Below are 17,291 nucleotides of genomic sequence, written 5' to 3'. Positions count from 1 at the left end.
AGTCAGAGTACATAATTCAGTTTCACAGCTTTGAACACCTGATAGCTTTAACCCATTAGCTTACCTAATCAATTAAAAGTTACACTAAAAAAGACCACCGAAATTTTTTCGGTGGTCTTTTTGCTAAATTCAGGTTTATCCATCTTAATCTGGTTTAATTATCTTTTAAATCTTCAATGGAATTGATGTCCATATAGGTTGGTACAACCAGACCTGTTTTGGCACCGTCCATATTTGGACCGAGATCATCGATCTGATCCTTGTATTTGTTGAAATAATCTGCAGAGGTGAGCGGCAACCATGCAGCTGGAGTTGCATCAACATCACCATTGGCAATGCCGGTCCACATTGGACCGATTTCCACTTGAAGAGAGGTTACTTTGTAACCCAGTTTTTCTTTAAGGATGTACTCCAGCAAGTTCGTACTTGCAATCTCGGAGTCCCAGGCTACGTAACTCAGTTTAATGGAATCTCCATTCACCGGGGTCAGACCTTTGGTCCATTCAGCCACTTTGTCGCTATGCTTCTCTGCAAAAGCTGCTGCGGCTTTTTGGGGATCTTCTCCGTTTTGAATGGCAACCATGATTTCACCCATATCCTCAGGTGTCCAGGAGAAGCGATCCAGGAATTCATAAGCGACAGGTTTGTCTTCCTTTAACCCTTTACGGGCAATGGTATGAATTTGTTCTGCTTCACCGTAGACGCCTTCCGGATCGTCCAGGTATTTCAGGTCATATGCATTGAACATCCAATGCGGCGTCCAACCGGTAACGATAACCGGTTCCTTATTCTTAACCGCTTTATCTAGCGTAGCTGTCATTGCGGCTCCTGAACCTTCAACCAGTTTCCAGTCAGTCAAACCGTATTTATCAATGGCGCTCGCTGTGGATTTCATAATTCCGGCACCTGGATCGATACCGATAATTTGGTGATTCACTTCATTTCCCACATTGGCATTCGCCGATGGAGTGGAGGAAGAAGCACCTGTTTCCAAATCTGCAATCGAATTAACGTCTGTCATGTATGCAGGAACAACGAGCCCTGTGCGTACACCGGTCATGTTGGCTCCCAGATCATCCACCTGGTCTTTGTAACGTTCCCAGTAGTCAGCGTGAGTCAATGGCAGCCAAGCTGCTGGAGAGGCATCTACGTCGCCTGAGGCGACACCCGTCCACATAGGTCCAGCTTCAACTTGCAGGGCGTTAACTTTATAGCCAAGTTTGCTTTCCATGACATATTTCAACAGGTTAGTACTAGCGATCTCAGAATCCCAGGCTACATAGCTAAGTTTAAATGCATCACCGTTAACTGGCGTCAGACCTTTGGTCCATTCGTCAATCTGGTCTGCATGTTTCTCAGCGTAGTCTTTTGCGGCTTCTTCTGGAGATGTACCATTTTGGATGGCACTCATCATTTCGCCCATTTCATCTGATGTCCATTGGAAACGGGACAGGAATTCATAAGCAACCGGGTGATCTCCTTTCAAGCCTTTACGTGCGATGGTGTGAATTTCTTCAGCATCACCGAAAGATTTTTCGGGATCATCCAGATATTTTAGATCATATTTGTTGAACATCCAGTGTGGAGTCCAGCCTGTAATAATGATCGGTTCTTCCGCTTTAATGGCTTTGTCCAGTGTGGCAGTCATCGCTGCACCAGATCCTTCAATCAGGGTCCAGTCCGTCAGATGATAATCTTCAATGGCTTTGGCAGCGGATTTCATAATGCCTGCACCCGGATCAATACCAATGATCTGATATTTGACTTCTTCACCTACAGCATTCGCTGGAGTGTTGTTACCACCGGCAGAAGTACTGTTGCCACCAACAAAGTATTGTGAGAAACCAGCTACGAGCACAACAAATGTGGCTGCAGCAGTAATCCAGGCTTTTTGTTTCGCTGAGAAGCGTGAGCTTTTCTTACGGCCTGGCATAAACAGATTTTGAGTGAAACGGTCAAGTACGATCGCGAGAACCACGACAGCCAGCCCTGCTTCAAAACCTTTACCAATCTGCAACTGTGTTACCGCACGATAGACTTCCGCACCAATACCCTGTGCACCGATCATGGAAGCAATAACAACCATGGACAGCGACAGCATGATGGTTTGGTTAATCCCTGACATTACGGTAGGCAATGCGAGTGGAAGCTGTACTTTGAACAACTTTTGCATGGACGTAGAACCAAAAGCATCCGCTGCTTCGACCAGTTCGCCAGATACCTGCTTAATTCCGAGGTGAGTCAGGCGAATTGTAGGTGGAATCGCGAATATAACGGACGCGATAACACCGGGAACCACACCAAGGCTGAAGAAGGTTACCGCTGGCAGCAAGTAGACAAATGCAGGCATGGTCTGCATAAAGTCGAGCAATGGTGTAATAATCCGGGCTGCAGTTTTGCTGTATGCGAGCCAGATACCGATGGGAACACCAAGCAGAATGGAGACTAATCCTGACGTAATAACGAGGCCCAAAGTATCCATCGATTGGGACCAATATCCGAGGTTATCTACGAGCAAGAAACCGATAACTGTAAACAGGGTCAGTGGTATTCGGCCAACAAGATATGCCAATACACCGAGTATTACAATAAACAGGAGCGGATGGGGGAGCATGAACAGCCCGGAGAAAAATCCGACAACCTCCTGAATAACAACAGAAATGACTTTAAATAATCCGGAGAGCGAGGTGCTCATCCAGTCAACAATCGCTTCAATCCACGATGCTAGTGGTATTTTGGGAATCATTCACAAGTTCCTCCTTTACTGCAACTTCACCGCTTAGTGCTCCAAGCAGGGCACCGCGGACGATAACACCTTGCAGACGGCCGGTTTCGCCAACAACAGCGAGCGGCACATGGGCTGAACTTACAATTTCGAACAATTCATGAATCAGGGTTTCAGGCGCTACAGTCGGCCCATCCGTAATCAGAATATCGTTCAACACTTTGTTTTCGCGCATCGCGCGGGTTGCATCTTCTGCTGTAATAACACCAAGCAGCTTCTTCGAACGGTCAATGACAAACAGGTTGGAAATACCACGTTCGCGCATTAATTCGAGGGCAACACGAGGACCACGGTCAAGCGTAATCGTTTCAGGACGTCGCATAACATGAGATGCGGTAAGGACCTTGGACAAGTCCACGTCTTCGACGAAGCGGGCCACATATGAGTTGGCCGGTTGAATCATGATTTCTTCCGGAGTACCGATCTGCACGACTGCGCCGTCTTTCATGAGGGCAATACGATCGCCGATGCGCAGCGCTTCGTCCAAGTCATGGGTAATGAAAATAATGGTCTTTTTCATTTTATCCTGAAGCTCAATCAGCTCATCCTGCATATCACGACGAATCAGTGGATCAAGTGCACTGAATGCTTCATCCATTAACAGGACTTCCGGGTCATTCGCCAGCGCACGAGCCAAACCTACACGTTGCTGCATCCCGCCACTCAGCTCATCCGGCATTTTGTCTTCCCAGCCTTTAAGGCCAACCAGTTCAAGCGACGTTTTTGCTTTTTCCCGACGTTCATCTTTATCTACCTTTTGAACTTCGAGTCCATACTCCACATTATCAAGAACGGTACGGTGCGGGAATAACGCAAACTTCTGGAATACCATGCTGATCGTTTTCCGACGCACTTCGCGCAATTGTTCTTTGTTCATCTTACGTAGATCTTTACCATGGACAAGAATCTCTCCCGATGTCGGTTCAATCAGACGATTGAACATTCGAACAAGTGTAGACTTACCACTTCCGGACAGTCCCATGATGACGAAAATTTCACCTTCCTGAATTTCCATGTTGACCCGGTTGACACCAACCGTTATCTGTTTTTCTTTGGCCAACTTTTCTTTGCCCCAACCTTGCTCCAGTAATTGTAGACCTTGCTCGGTTTGGGGTCCAAACAGTTTACTTACATTTTTTACTTCAAGTATGGTCATGTTTTCACCCCTTCTGATGTGTTGTGCACTTCGAACGGCTTTCAGCATCCACAAGCCCATACACTTGTGCGCCCAGCCACGAAATCCGGTAATCGTTGCTTCGCTTCCCGTCTTTCTGGGTAACGTTTTGTATTCTAACAATACTTAACCCGTATAGCAACCGAATAAACAGTACATAATGTTTGTACAGTAAAAACTGTACAAAGTTTTCCGTCCATATGCTCCGTCATTCTCCTTATTCTGGCTAATAAGACACCTTTACATTTGATATCGCTTTTTCTACAATAGAAAATGTGCTGAATCTAAGCAGTTTTTTTTGGTTAAAAGATAGTCGTAGGCGTTTGCAACTTGGTCAAGCTCCCATGAAATACATGGGGTAACCTAAAGCCTGTTGGCATATAGGATGTCCTGCCGGATACTTTCCCATGTAAGCCGGATCTTAAACAGTTGCAATTATTTTGCCGAGACTGGGAATGTTGAGAATGGAGGTTGCAAGCATGAGCTTGGACCATTTACAAGAGGAACAGCAGGCAACCGTTCTTAGGATCCGTAAACGCGTCATTGAAGCCATTGGGCGTAATATGGATCTCTACGGCGTTACGCTGTCCACGGGACACTTATATGGATTGCTTTTTTTTGCAGACAAACCTATGACCCTTGACGATATGGGCCGGGAAATGGAAATGAGCAAAACGAGCATGAGTACCGGCGTACGTACACTGCTGGATCTAAAAATGGTGAATAAAGTATGGAGCAAAGGCTCCCGGAAAGACCTATATGAAGTGGAGTATGACTGGCATCAGACGTTTACGGATTATTTTGTGATTAAATGGAGAAAAGCCGTGGAGAGTAACCTTCAGGTACTGCGCAAATCCGTTGATGAACTGAATCGTTTGATTGCTGATCTGGATGAACAAGCAGATGCTGAACTTCTTCACATTCTTAAGGAAGACAAGCATAAGGTGCTTCAAGCAGAGGCCTACTACAAATGGCTGGATCGCTTGATTGATACCATGGAAGATGAAGAAATATACAAACTGGTTCCGAAGGAAGAGATCAAGGAACATTAATAACAGCAAAAGCAAAGGGCCCTTTCCGAATTGGAGAGGGCTCTTTTGTCTTGGGGGGTTACGCACTTGTACATTTATAATGAAGAAAAACACATGCTTTACAATTGGCCGATTAATCCCACACGTGATAAGGTCACAAGCTGCTGAACGATCTGTTCCAGTTCGTCCATGATCTGATGGCGTCCGCTGGGGGTCCAGGATAGTACAGTCCAATCGGATATATCATGTACGTTACCTTTCAACACGGCTGGAGATCGATTCCAGGCTGTAGTTTGTTTCATACGCCGAAGCAGTTTCTCACTGGCAGGAGTATTGGAGACACGGTTCATGAACAGATGATCCGTATCCAGCATGGGGATGCTATCTGCCGCATACTCATCTGTCATTAAGTCTGTATATATGATCTGTGCAGGGTTCAGTCCAAGTTCACCGTAGATAAGGCGATTTAATGGATGCTCGATATTTTCCTGGAGCCGGATAGACTGATTCGTAACCTGCATAAGCATAATACGTTCTTGCCCGAAATGATGCTTCAAACGGAGTCCGATATCAAGGTTGCGAAGCTCAAGCTGTTTGAAATTCTGTAAGGCCTGCTGCTCCCGTCCGACCAGTTCAGCCAAGCGTACATGATTTTCTTTCCATTTATGGGCCTGATCCATGATAACCGTAGGTGCAATACTTTTGAGCTTATCGTAAAAGGGTTGATGATAAAAGTCACCGATAATCAGGTCCGGCTTGGCCTGACGTAATTTCTCCAATTGTGTGGATAGCCGCTGCTGCTGCTCGACTTCATCAAGCTCCCGATCATGGAATGCGTCCATTGCAGCTACGGGAGACAATCCGAGCGAAGAGAGGTTCTCATGAAGTCCCATTCTGGACGCGGTAGCCACGCGAATTTGGTCTTTTTTCATATATAGGCTGGGTGCGATCCCCAAGGTTTGTTTGAATTTGCGGCTAAAATAATATTCATTGCCATAGCCAACAGATACGGCGACGTCTTTGATTACACATGTTTCCTGCTTGAGCTGTTTTTTGGCCTCGTCAATCCGTAAGCGATTCAGATAATCGGTAGGTGACATGCCCTTGGCTTTCTTGAAACTGCGAGAATAGGAGCTTGGCGTCAATCCGGCAATTTTGGCCAGTTGATCCATGCTGATACCTTCACTCATGAACCTTTTCATATACATAATGCTGCGTTCAAGCGCCGGATCGACCTTCTCATAATTTTCTTCAAGCCGGTTCTCCGAGAGATACTGCAAAAGCTCGTGCAGCTGGCTATGTATACTGATAAAGTGATCGGGGTGAACGCCGCGATAGGCTTCATACAATTGTTCAACTCGCGCTCTGGCTTGTTGGTCATGACGAACCATCAGTCTGCCTGTCTCCCAATCCAGCGGGAAACCAGAGGAGCAGGACATTTTCCATTGGCCACGCACTTGCTGCAAACATACCGTATCCATGCTAAGTATTATAAACTCCGTAACAGCCGAGCGTGCAGCCGCCTCAATCGTTGTTCCTGGCTTCAGAACATACAGTTGATTGGCTTCGGCGGTATAGACTGTATCGTTCAAGACCAGAACACCGTCTCCTTGTAAAATAAGACAGAGCATGGGCCGGGACACCGTCTTGCCTTGCACACGGAAATGCTCCCCGCGCCGTACACGGCACATGGAAGAGAGGAGCGGTAGAGATGAGGTTTCAGAAATGAAGGAAAGCTGTTCAGTCATACGGACCATCCTTTTGTCTTATTTTCTTAATGATAACAATTATCATTCTCATATGGAAGATGTTTTTGAAAAATAGTTTTGGACATGAAAAAAAGAGGATACCCAGAGCCGTGATGGCTTTAGAGTTATCCTCTATATTTGAAACTAGAATGTTGAGATAGCTATAAGTCTCTATAAGTCTATACCCACATGCGTGGGTTAGTTTGGCACGACCAACAGGATATCATCCAGGAAGACGTCGCTTAGCACCTTTTTGCCTGTGCCATTGGCTTGCACATGATACAGCCGATAGAGATCATTTGCGTTGATGTAGAACATGCCCGGAACATCGTCATGAAGCTGGAACGTTGACCATTCCTCTCCAGCAAGCTTGGTTACTTTGAGAGCTGTGCTCACGGAATAAAGACCATTTGTACCGGAAAGATATGCAATAGTTGGTGTTCCGTTGGTCAACTGAGCAGTTACGAAAGTGACACTGTTCAAATTCAGGTTGGCAGATTTGGATACCTTGTTCCCGGCGATGGTTTTGGCATACGCCTTTTTGTCTGCATCCACAACGACAACCTTATCCGTACCCAGTGGATTGACCTCCCGGATGCTCTTACTATGAATCTGAAGTGTTTTGCCAGAAGTGGTTAATGCAAAGGCTTTGCCTGTTGAATAATCATAATCCTTGTTGCTATCCAGCTTGATGCCTTTGTTGTACACATACAGATTGTTGCCCCAGCCGCCAGCGTAAACAGCGTTCACATCCAGCTTTGCTTTGGGATTAACTGCTGTACCTTTGCCTGTATTGTAGTTTACCTTGTACATGATAATGGCGTTGGTAGAGTAGTACTGCTCGTATGGGTCAGTGTTCACCATCAATTGCAGTTCGTTTTTGGCCACGTTCATAAAATAACGACTCTCTACTGCACCAGCAGCAATTCGTTGCACTGCTCCGCTTCCATTGGATGCCTTAGAAACGATCCATGGGTTTCCATTAACGAGCCCGTTATAATATACACGGCCTTTCGTTACGGCGAGCAGCGGGAAATCTGTATCTGCTTTGTCTGCAATTTTGGTGGCAGCGGAAGCTTCGCTATTGCCATTTCCACGATAGATCGTTCCTTTGGAATCCATATAATAGATGAACCCGTTATCCGTAAAGTAGCTCAATACATCTGTCGCATACGTTTCAGCGGAATCACTAGAACCGTCATTGGGAACGCGAAGCAGCGTTGTGGAAGACTCGGAACGAGTGTAATAGAGATAGGTTCCAGCCGCAGACAGACCATCTCCTTCAAAATCAAGCAATACCTCTGTAGTTCCGCTTCCGTCACCGGATACTTTGTACAATACACCATCGGACTCATAATATACCGTAGTTTGGCTGAGGGAAGCTGCATGAGCATTGGCTCCGCCTCCAAGCACTGCTGCCGTGATCAGTGTGAACAGCAGCAAGGTGCAAACCGTGCGATGCATACGTGTAGACCATTTGTTCATAAATCAATCGTCACCCTTCTTTTTATGTATGTAAGTAACACATTATCACCTTACGTTATATCGGTAAACTATGGAAAATATGTTACACATCTCAGTCAGATAAAAACGACAGAAGATCAGATCTTCTGCCGTTATATTCAACCATATTCAGCCTAAATCTGACTTTCAGCCAGCTGTTGACGACTGTTCCACAAAGTAACCAGACGAAGCAAAATGAAACTGATGAGCAGAAGTACTGCTCCGACCAGGATTAACATGAGAGGACTGATAAGCAGCATGCCGCTCGCCTGACCAGCAATCAGCGCAAGCAATGGAAGAACGACCAGTCCTCCGAGTTGATAGGCCTCCTGAAATCCACGTACCTTCGCCGAGATCAGTACATTTAACAGAATGACCACAAGACTGCACGTTGGAACAACCCATAGAACCAGAATGATCCAGTTCAGATTGGGAAACATCCATGCCCCGAACATGGGATACAACAGGATATTGGCAATGATTCCGTAGATAATGAAGGTAATCCAGGATAACAGCAGGGAAGGAATAAGGGCAGCTAACACCTTGCCTTTAAACAACGTATCCATACTCATCGGAGTGAACAGAAGACTTTCCAGAGTCTTGCGCTCCTTCTCGCCTGCAAAACTGTTGGCCGTCAGAATGCTGGATGCCATCACCGGAATGATGAGAAACAGGGGTGCGAACATGTACAAGGCCAGGTAATAGACAATACGATGGTTATCCGTAGGCATCGAAGCAAGCTGCGGAATTCGCCCGGCATGGGTTAGGTTATCCAGTGTATCAAGCAGGAAGCTCATATTGCCGAGGGAAGCAAGTTCCATCCTTGAGGCTGCCCAAATGAGTATCCCAGGCATGATGATCCCGATAACTAGCGGAACGATCAACATGGGCAACCAAAGCTGCACGCTGGCTGTGATAGCTCGAATATCTTTACGAACAAGTGCACGTATGGCTTGTCGGTTATTCATGATGATGTGCCTCCCTAATGGCAAAATAAATACTCTCCAGATCGCTGCCCGTAATCCGGGCCTGATAGACTTGTCCACGCTCAGTCAATTGTCGCAGTAACAACGGAATATCTTCACGGGTTTGAAGCTGAAAAACGGCTTTGTTGGCGGAAACCATCTCCGGTGTATACCCTGTTACCGTCTGCCAGCCATTCGGCATGGTCGCTTCAACCTCAATCCGGGGTGAGGTCAGGTATCGGTTAATGATCTCCTGCTCCGTACCTTCCTCAACCTTGCGCCCCTTTTCCATAAAAATATATCGATCACACACGGCCGATAGTTGGGATAACACATGAGACGATACGAGAATCGTCATATGTTCCTCTTGATTTAGCCGACGGATGATTCGGAGGACCATCTGAATCCCATCCGGGTCAAGCCCATTGGTTGGCTCATCCAGAAAGAGAATGGAGGGGCGGTGCAGCAGCACCCGCGCTAGACCTACGCGTTTTTTCATGCCTGTGCTGTAGGTACCTACTTTTCGATGTTGATATTCCTGCAATTCGAACAGATCCACAAGCTCATCAATCCGTGCTTTGGCATGTTGTACACCGAAAGCTTCAGCGAAAAAGATCAGGTTGTCACGCCCACTCATATTTTCATACAATCCACTCTGCTCGGTTAATGTGCCGCATAGGGCGAGTACGTTCTCCGTCTCACGGAAGGGATCGAGGCCGTTAATGCTCACTTGCCCACCCGAAGCGCCGAGAACGCCGTTCATGATGCGGATCAGGGTGGTTTTGCCCGAACCGTTAGGACCGATCAACCCGGTAACGCTGCCTTGTTCAACCGTGAAGCTGACATCGTTCAGTGCCTGATGCACTTTAAATTGCTTTGAAATGTTGCGAACTTCAATCATGCACATTCACCGTCCGATCTGAGTTTGGAGATTATACGTCCAGATGAGATATATCGTTCAAATGGAGGGCCGAAAAATAAAAATTATACGTCTTTAGTCCCAAACGCAAACAGCAACTTCACCCTAAAGTCCGGCGAAATCGGGTCTCAGGTTTGTTTTCACTGTGGTCTATACCATGTATTCTGGTTAAAAGGATGCAATATCTCGTTTCATTGCCATCCATAACGTGGTAATTAGACTTAAGGCCTCTTACATATCATGAATGCCTGAATATTCATCTAACGCCGGTCTTGGTTAGCCAAGGCCGGTTTAACGTCGTTACTTGGCGTATTCATCCAATGGAACGCCTCATTTCTTGTGATTACATAACTATTTCGTCTAACACATCATATGAACACTTCCAAGTAGGAAACATCAGATGTGTTTGGACCAGAGGAAGGTGAGCGAAATGACAGCATCCAATGAGTATCGCTTCCAGGTGAATCTAAGCGGTATGATCCAGATTCTATCGAACCATCTATACAGCAGCCCTAAAGTATTTTTACGTGAATTAATGCAGAATGCGACCGATGCCATTACAGCTCGAACAGAAGCGGAACCGGGATTCCAGGGTGAAGTACGTGTGGAACTGACCGGAACAGGCGAGCAGTTGACCATGATGGTGGAGGATAACGGCATTGGTTTGACAGAAGCCGATATCCATGAATTTCTCGCGATGATAGGTCAATCCTCGAAGCGTGGGCAGCAGGCCTTGCTGGATGGAGAGACTTCGTTTATCGGGCGATTCGGAATCGGATTATTGTCCTGTTTCATGGTGAGTCATGAAATCGTCATGCTGACGCAATCCGCGAAGGGTGGACCTTCGATGGAGTGGCGGGGTAAGCCCGATGGAACGTATACGATTCGGCAATTGGAGACACAGTTGTCTCCTGGAACGAAAGTATATCTGCGTTGTACGCCGGACGCAGCGCATTATTTTGAAACGGAATATGTGAAAGAAGCCTTGTTCTATTATGGAGCGCTGCTGCCTTATCCAGTCATCCTGCATAGTGACGGTGTTCAACATATCGTCAATAGCGAGTCACCGATCTGGTTGATGGAGCCTGGGCTTGCACGTGGACGCAGAGCGGAGGTGCTGGCTTTTGGTGAACGATTGCTGGGAGAGAAGTTTCAGGATTTCATCCCACTGACGACGGCTTCAGGTCGTACAGGAGGCATCGCATTTGTTCTTCCGCATGCAGTTAATTTGAATGCCAAGCGTTCTCACCGGGTGTATCTGAAGCGGATGCTAATCTCGGAGAAGGCGGAGAATATTTTGCCGGATTGGGCCTTTTTCGTGAAATGCCTTATCTGGACAGACGAGCTTCAACCTACAGCTTCACGGGAACATTTTTATGAAAATGAAAAGCTGGAAGAGGTTCGCTCCGAACTTGGCGATGCCCTTCGTAAAGGATTGGCCGACATGGCTGAGCGCCAGACGGAACGGCTGCAAAAGCTGATTCGCCTGCATGCGCTGTCGATGAAGGCACTGGCTGTGCAGGATCAGGAGTTCTATGCCATGATTCACCGCTGGCTTCCATTTGAAAGTACCCGTGGTCATCGGGAACTGGGCGAGTTGATGAGTGAGGGAGAGACGTTGTACTTCACTACCACAGTGGATGAGTATCGCCAGATTCATCATGTCGCGTCAGCCCAATCGATGCTGGTCATTAACGGTGGATACATCTACGACAGCGATTTGATGGCAATGCTGCCACAAGTGGTGCAGCATGTACAGACGCAGCGGTTGCAGCCGGATGAGGTATCCATGAGTTTCACCGATGTGCCACCAGCTGAACGGAATCAGTATTATGATGCCTTGCGCCTTGCTGACTCTGCTTTGCAACGTTTCCGCTGCCGTGCAGAGGTCAAGGGCTTCAAGCCAGCTGATTTGCCGGTGCTGTTCACGCTCTCGCAGGAGTCTTCCACGCTGCGTGCATTGGAAAAAGCAAGTGAGGAGAGTACAGAATTATTCTCCTCCGTCCTTGGATCATTGTCATCCGGAATTAGTTCCGCAGGTTATTCGACCCTGTACCTGAACATCAGCAATCCAATTATTCAGCGGGTCCTGACTACACCGGATGCCCAAATGACTCCCATTGCCATTGAGATGTTGTATGTCAATGCATTAATGATGGGGCATTATGCGATGAATCGACAGGAGCTTGAGGTGCTGAATCAGGGCATCGTTCGTTTTATTGATTGGGGTTTGCGTGCGAATACAGATCGTAAGGGGGATGCCTGATGAAGACCGAAATGGATTTTGAGGATTTGATGGATGAGGCCTATGGCCTGCCTAATGGAACAGCGAAGCTTGGCATGCTAGAGGAAGCGGCAAGAGTCGCCGATGTGAATGGCATGGAGGAGGAAGCGTACGAAGCGCGTTCAGAGATCGTGGAGACCGCGACATTCTGCGGTTATCCGATGAAAGCACTGATTGCTTTTTCCTGGCAGCTGGGCAAGTTTGATCAAGAGCCAGAACGCTATGACGAAGAAACGTTAATGTGGTCGTATAAATGGATTTTGGGAGAACTATCCAGCTTCCCGGAAGTGTCTCGCGATAAAATGATGGAGCTGCTGGAGGACTTTGGACGTCGCTTCAAATCATTTGGGTACAGTGAACGTTCGTATTGGTATTATCGATTCCGCATATCCATGGATCTTGGCGATCTGGAGGAGGCGGGTACCAGTTATACGAAGTTCAGAAGTATGGATCGTGACTTTATGAGTGATTGTGAAGCCTGTGAGCAGGACGAGATCATGCGCTACTGGTTATTGGCAGGTGATGATGAGAAGGTATTGGAAGCAGCGAAGCCCATTTTGAAAGGGAGAATGAGTTGTGCCGAAATTCCGCACCTGACCTTATCGGAGATTTTGATGCCACTATACCGACTTGGCAAGATTGATGAAGCTGACAAACATCAGGCCAAAGGCTATCGCATGATCAAAGGACATAATGATTTTGTGCAGAGCTTTGCTGAGCAGATGGATTATCTTGCACGCACGAACCCGGCGAAGGGCATCGATGTACTGGAAGAAAGTATAGTGCTCGCGATGGATCATGAAGATCCGTTTGCCAAAATGATGTTCTATGCTAGAGCAGCACAACTGCTGCGCCGCTGGGCTGATGAATCTCCAGGATACCGATTGCGGCTTCCTGCTTCATTCTCTTATGAAGGAGATCCAGGAGATTTGCGTAAACTGGCCGACTATTTTGCGGCATATGCCAAAGCAGCCGCAGACAAATATGACCAGCGGAATGGCAATCAACATGTCTCTTCCATGTTGAGCGAGGTATTTAATTCATAACTTGAGAAGACCTCTTAAGTATCATCGCACCATTAAATGGTACACCAGAAGGTCACTACGCTAGCCAAAACAGGCTTGTTCAGAAGGAGGGTTATCCTCCTTTGAACAAGCCTGTTTATCGTTTTTTATACCGTGAATATAAGGTTGGTGCTCCGGTTATTCAAGAGTTACGGTTGCAGGCGCGGTTGTATCTTCCGCAGGTTCCTCATCTGAGGAAGTTTCCGATTGCGGCTGCTTTGTCATCAGGTCAGCTACGATCTTGTCGGTTGGCTGTGTAAACAGCTGGTACATAATTGCTGCTTCTTCCTGGCGAATCAGTGGTTTGCGCGCAAGGAAATCGACTGATCCATCCTCCAGCACCTTCACTTCAGGACCGTGGATGCCTAGCTTAACCATCATCTGGATCGCAGGCACAGCCCAGGCATCTGTCTGCCCGGCCAGCTTCACATCCTCGAACAGTTCATTTGGATATTGCAGCTGGAGAGTTCTCCAAATCATCACCATAGCTTCCTGACGTGTGATGACCTGATCCGGTTTGAACTGTTTCTCATCCGCACCGGCGATCATGCCGGATTCATAACCTAGCTGAATGTAACCGGCAGCAGGGTGAGTTGCCCAGTCGGTATCCGCAGGTGGCGTCGTTTTGCTGGCTTTCAGCCCGCTCATTTTAAGGACATCCTCAATGAATTCAGCCCGTGTAACGGCATTTTTGGGTTGAAAAGCTTCACTTGCATCATTGGTATAGTATCCAAGGGATTGCAAACCATAGATGGCTTCAGCATAAGGACTATTCGCCTGGACATCCCGGAAGCCTTGGGGTTTCTTCCCTTTTTTCTCATAACCCATTGGGTTGAGATAAGGTTCTTTCATATAGATGGTTCCATCAGCATTTTCCTTGAACGCCGTGAACTGGCCTGTTAATTCATCCTTGAAGAGATGATCTTCAACCTGAATCAGGGTACGTGGGCCAAGGAAGACGTCGGAAATGCTCAATTGTCCAGGTTCTTTGCCGTCATCTTTCAGGGAACTGACAATGGTGCTCAGTCGCAGATCCGCGTATAGACCAGCGAAGCGTTGCAGCTCATCCGCTGATTGAGGTGTATATTCCTTGAATTTGACGGGCTCCGCATATTGCGGGAAGAACGTCTGGATAAAGGCCGGGTAGAAGAAATTACGAAGTGCTCCCGTCTGGTTGTAAGTAAGGAAAACGCCGGTGTTTTGCTCGGGAATAAGGAAGAGATAAGAGCTGAATCCGATCAGGTCGCCAGCTTTGGTGATAATTTTGGAACTGCTGCCTGCACCCGGAAGCTGAAAAGCAGCTTCAAATCCATAAGTGGTATTGGGGAGCAGCGGATGAATGGAAGAACGGTATTGTTCCATGCTTTTTACCGTAGATTCTTTCCAAATACGTTCGTTATCCTTCACACCATCATTCAGGAAAGCGATCATGAAATTCCCGATATCCTCTGCCGTTGAGAGCATGCCGCCTTGAGGCATAGGTGTTGGGGAAAGGGTGTACAGGTCGAGTGGATTATGGCCCGCATCATAGGCTGTTGCAAGTTGGTTTTTGAACTTGCCGTTTAGCAAGAAACTGCTGTTATCCATACCCAGAGGTTTGAAGATATGCTGCTGCATATACGATTCAAAAGGCTCGCCGCTCACATTCTCCACAATCATGCCAAGCAGCAGGAAGGAGAAGTTGTCGTACATGTAGGCGCTACCAGGTTCTCGAACGACAGGTGGCATATGTAACTTGGCATAATCCTCCATCGATACACTTTTGTCAAAGTCATCATGGATGTCTTCCTGCTGCGGGTCGCGAATCTCGAATCCGGTGGTGTGTGTGAGCAGATTCTCTACCGTTACAGGTTTGTCAAAAGGATTATCGAAATCCAGTCCTTTCACATAGGTCTGGAAATCAGCCTTCAAATCCACCTTGCCTTGCTCTACGAGCTGCATGACAGCGGCTGATGTGAATGTTTTGGAGACCGAGGCGATACGAAAGGTGGTATTTTTCGGATCAACGGGCGTTTTACTCTCCAAATCGGAATATCCATACCCTTTCTCTGCCACGACTTTTCCATCTTTGACAACGACTACGGAAGCACCAACATATTGTGCTTTCGCTTCGGCGGAATCAAAAAATGTATCCAGAAAGGCTGTCGCGGACTCCGTTGTCAGCGCTGTTACTTTCCCTTTTTCATTGACCGCAGCAGGTGCAGTCTCCGCCTGCACGGCGGGTGCCCATAGACTGAGGGACAGGACAAACGCCATGAACGCCCCCGTTATGGAGGTGAGCCTGAAGCGGGCGCTTCGATTGGATAAATGCATGTAAACACTCCTTCAAAAGAAAATTTTGTAAATAGGACTCTCCTGTTATTACTGATTACTGGCCCGATAAGTTTCAAGATAGTAGATTGTGATATACACTTCCAATAGAACTCAAAACTACCAGGAGAAAATCCAGCATAGAGGAGCTTGGAATTTATGAGGCATCTGCACAGGGTCGTGGTTCACTTTGAACCGTTGACGTCCGGAGCGACTGACGGAAAAATACGAGAGCACCGATCCCCATCAATACATACAGGCCAGCCATTGCATAGGAAGGCAGAAAGGCCCCCATCGTTAGGCCAAGACTACCCAGGAGAGCGGCCGCGTTATAACTCATGCCGTCTGCAGCCATATAGGCAGCACGGTCGGATTCAGGAATCATGCCAGCAAGCATGACCTGACGGACGGGCGCATACATGAGCTCACCGATGGTTAGCAGTACAGCGGATGTAATAAGCAGCCAGGCCCAATTGCTGAAAGCGAGCACGGCAAAACCAGTAGTGTACAGACACATGCCGACAGTCATAATAAATCTGGACTGGAAACGCCCCAGCCATTTGGAGAAAGGAATGGCCATGATTACGACGAGCACAGTGTTAATCGCCATGATCAGACTGAACATCTGCAGACCTGAGATGTCCCAACGGAACAGTTGGGCGTTGAATTCACTTTTCAGACGAACGGCGATGTATTTATCCATTTGGAATTCCAGAGAGACAGCCAGCACTGTTGCGGTGAAAAACACCATAAAACGTTTGTCCCTAAATACACCGCCATACGTTTTCAGTATGTTCCTATTAATCGGGGCATCAAGCTGATTCGAGTGTTTAATATCCATTGTTTCGTGAATATATAACAAGAGAATAAATAGTGTAACCAAGCTCTCCATGCATACCAGACTGAACAAAATGAAGCGGAAGGACTCGAATAATAACCCGCCCATCAGCGCACCAATCGTAACGGCAACGTTGGTGGTCCAATATTGCAGCCCATAGACATACTGACGTTCATGTTCACTGCTCACGTCTACAATCATGGCATTGGCAATGGGTCCGGTGATACCCGAACTGATGCTACTAAGCAGAAACATGACACAAGTTAAAGGAACGGAGTCCATCCATGGGGAGTTGGCGGCAGCCAGCAAGAACAGGGCGAATACCTGCAACATTTGGGCGATGACCATCAGTTTCTTGCGCCCGACTCGGTCAGACCAGTATCCTGCGCCCAAGCCAACGATCATGGAGGCCACAATATTAACGGTTAACAGTATACCTGCCCAGCCTGCACCAATCTGGACACTCAGATAAATCGCCATAAAAGGAATAATGGATTTCTGAGTTAGATCCGTAAAAAAATCAGTAATGATACGAATCTTGATGTTGGGATGCAAATCAGTATATTTCATGTGCAGTTCTCTTCCTTCCCGCTGGTGTTGTCGATGTACCTGAGTATAATGGAGGAAAACCTGAAGAAAAACTGTAGAAGCGTACGAGTCAATTTCGTAT

At 47.2% G+C, this 17,291-nt stretch carries 11 protein-coding genes; 3 read left to right on the top strand and 8 right to left on the bottom strand.

Annotated features, from left to right (window positions below; genetic code table 11):
- Positions 1-154 precede the first annotated feature (154 nt).
- Positions 155-2,746, bottom strand: coding sequence for a glycine betaine ABC transporter substrate-binding protein (locus BUA17_RS16675; protein ID WP_072734313.1), 2,592 nt, complete (start codon positions 2,744-2,746; stop codon positions 155-157).
- Positions 2,712-3,941, bottom strand: coding sequence for a quaternary amine ABC transporter ATP-binding protein (locus BUA17_RS16670; protein WP_063564457.1), 1,230 nt, complete (start codon positions 3,939-3,941; stop codon positions 2,712-2,714). Before BUA17_RS16670 ends, BUA17_RS16675 begins: the two co-directional genes overlap by 35 nt.
- A gap of 497 nt (positions 3,942-4,438) precedes the next feature.
- Here BUA17_RS16670 and BUA17_RS16665 point away from each other — a divergent pair, with 497 nt between their 5' ends.
- Positions 4,439-5,011, top strand: coding sequence for a GbsR/MarR family transcriptional regulator (locus tag BUA17_RS16665; protein ID WP_063564456.1), 573 nt, complete (start codon positions 4,439-4,441; stop codon positions 5,009-5,011).
- A 98-nt stretch (positions 5,012-5,109) separates the two neighbouring features.
- Here the strand turns inward: BUA17_RS16665 and BUA17_RS16660 are convergent, their stop codons facing one another.
- The 4 genes from BUA17_RS16660 to BUA17_RS16645 all read right to left on the bottom strand — a co-directional run bounded on the left by BUA17_RS16660 (position 5,110) and on the right by BUA17_RS16645 (position 10,107).
- The gene (locus tag BUA17_RS16660) at positions 5,110-6,738 is read right to left on the bottom strand and encodes a helix-turn-helix domain-containing protein (protein WP_072734312.1); all 1,629 of its coding nucleotides are present in this window, start codon (positions 6,736-6,738) and stop codon (positions 5,110-5,112) included.
- Between the two features lie 198 nt (positions 6,739-6,936).
- Positions 6,937-8,223, bottom strand: coding sequence for a hypothetical protein (locus BUA17_RS16655; protein ID WP_063564454.1), 1,287 nt, complete (start codon positions 8,221-8,223; stop codon positions 6,937-6,939).
- Between the two features lie 152 nt (positions 8,224-8,375).
- Positions 8,376-9,209 carry an ABC transporter permease subunit gene (locus BUA17_RS16650; RefSeq protein WP_063564453.1) on the bottom strand — a complete coding sequence of 278 codons (834 nt, stop codon included), beginning with the start codon at positions 9,207-9,209 and terminating at the stop codon, positions 8,376-8,378.
- Positions 9,202-10,107, bottom strand: coding sequence for an ABC transporter ATP-binding protein (locus BUA17_RS16645; protein WP_170867862.1), 906 nt, complete (start codon positions 10,105-10,107; stop codon positions 9,202-9,204). The genes BUA17_RS16650 and BUA17_RS16645 overlap by 8 nt, the downstream gene beginning before the upstream one ends.
- 448 nt (positions 10,108-10,555) lie before the next feature.
- On the opposite strand from BUA17_RS16645, the gene BUA17_RS16640 reads away from it, so the two are divergent.
- Together BUA17_RS16640 and BUA17_RS16635 are read left to right on the top strand one after the other, a co-directional pair.
- The gene (locus tag BUA17_RS16640; protein ID WP_072734310.1) at positions 10,556-12,391 is read left to right on the top strand and encodes an HSP90 family protein; all 1,836 of its coding nucleotides are present in this window, start codon (positions 10,556-10,558) and stop codon (positions 12,389-12,391) included.
- On the top strand, positions 12,391-13,455 hold the full coding sequence (locus BUA17_RS16635) for a hypothetical protein (protein ID WP_072734309.1): 1,065 nt from the start codon (positions 12,391-12,393) through the stop codon (positions 13,453-13,455). Before BUA17_RS16640 ends, BUA17_RS16635 begins: the two co-directional genes overlap by 1 nt.
- A gap of 156 nt (positions 13,456-13,611) precedes the next feature.
- On the opposite strand, the gene BUA17_RS16630 is transcribed toward BUA17_RS16635, so the two are convergent.
- Positions 13,612-15,786 (bottom strand): serine hydrolase domain-containing protein, encoded by a 2,175-nt coding sequence (locus BUA17_RS16630; protein ID WP_072734308.1) that lies wholly within the window; start codon positions 15,784-15,786, stop codon positions 13,612-13,614.
- Positions 15,787-15,940: 154 nt separating this feature from the next.
- Complete coding sequence (locus BUA17_RS30900) at positions 15,941-17,191, bottom strand: MDR family MFS transporter (protein WP_072734307.1); 1,251 nt, start codon at positions 17,189-17,191, stop codon at positions 15,941-15,943.
- Between the last annotated feature and the right edge of the window lie 100 nt (positions 17,192-17,291).

It is taken from the genome of Paenibacillus sp. ov031 (assembly GCF_900143165.1).
In the GTDB taxonomy this organism is placed as follows: domain Bacteria; phylum Bacillota; class Bacilli; order Paenibacillales; family Paenibacillaceae; genus Paenibacillus; species Paenibacillus marchantiae.
Note: the sequence above shows the minus strand (reverse complement) of the source record. Positions and strands in the feature narration are given on the sequence as shown.

What these genes read in the sequence shown, in the direction of transcription:
- BUA17_RS16650 (WP_063564453.1), bottom strand. Translation starts at nt 9,209, where the DNA reads ATGAATAACCGACAAGCCATACGTGCACTTGTTCGTAAAGATATTCGA.
- BUA17_RS16665 (WP_063564456.1), top strand. Translation starts at nt 4,439, where the DNA reads ATGAGCTTGGACCATTTACAAGAGGAACAGCAGGCAACCGTTCTTAGG.
- BUA17_RS30900 (WP_072734307.1), bottom strand. Translation starts at nt 17,191, where the DNA reads ATGAAATATACTGATTTGCATCCCAACATCAAGATTCGTATCATTACT.
- BUA17_RS16655 (WP_063564454.1), bottom strand. Translation starts at nt 8,223, where the DNA reads ATGAACAAATGGTCTACACGTATGCATCGCACGGTTTGCACCTTGCTG.
- BUA17_RS16675 (WP_072734313.1), bottom strand. Translation starts at nt 2,746, where the DNA reads ATGATTCCCAAAATACCACTAGCATCGTGGATTGAAGCGATTGTTGAC.
- BUA17_RS16640 (WP_072734310.1), top strand. Translation starts at nt 10,556, where the DNA reads ATGACAGCATCCAATGAGTATCGCTTCCAGGTGAATCTAAGCGGTATG.
- BUA17_RS16630 (WP_072734308.1), bottom strand. Translation starts at nt 15,786, where the DNA reads ATGCATTTATCCAATCGAAGCGCCCGCTTCAGGCTCACCTCCATAACG.
- BUA17_RS16645 (WP_170867862.1), bottom strand. Translation starts at nt 10,107, where the DNA reads ATGATTGAAGTTCGCAACATTTCAAAGCAATTTAAAGTGCATCAGGCA.
- BUA17_RS16635 (WP_072734309.1), top strand. Translation starts at nt 12,391, where the DNA reads ATGAAGACCGAAATGGATTTTGAGGATTTGATGGATGAGGCCTATGGC.
- BUA17_RS16660 (WP_072734312.1), bottom strand. Translation starts at nt 6,738, where the DNA reads ATGACTGAACAGCTTTCCTTCATTTCTGAAACCTCATCTCTACCGCTC.
- BUA17_RS16670 (WP_063564457.1), bottom strand. Translation starts at nt 3,941, where the DNA reads ATGACCATACTTGAAGTAAAAAATGTAAGTAAACTGTTTGGACCCCAA.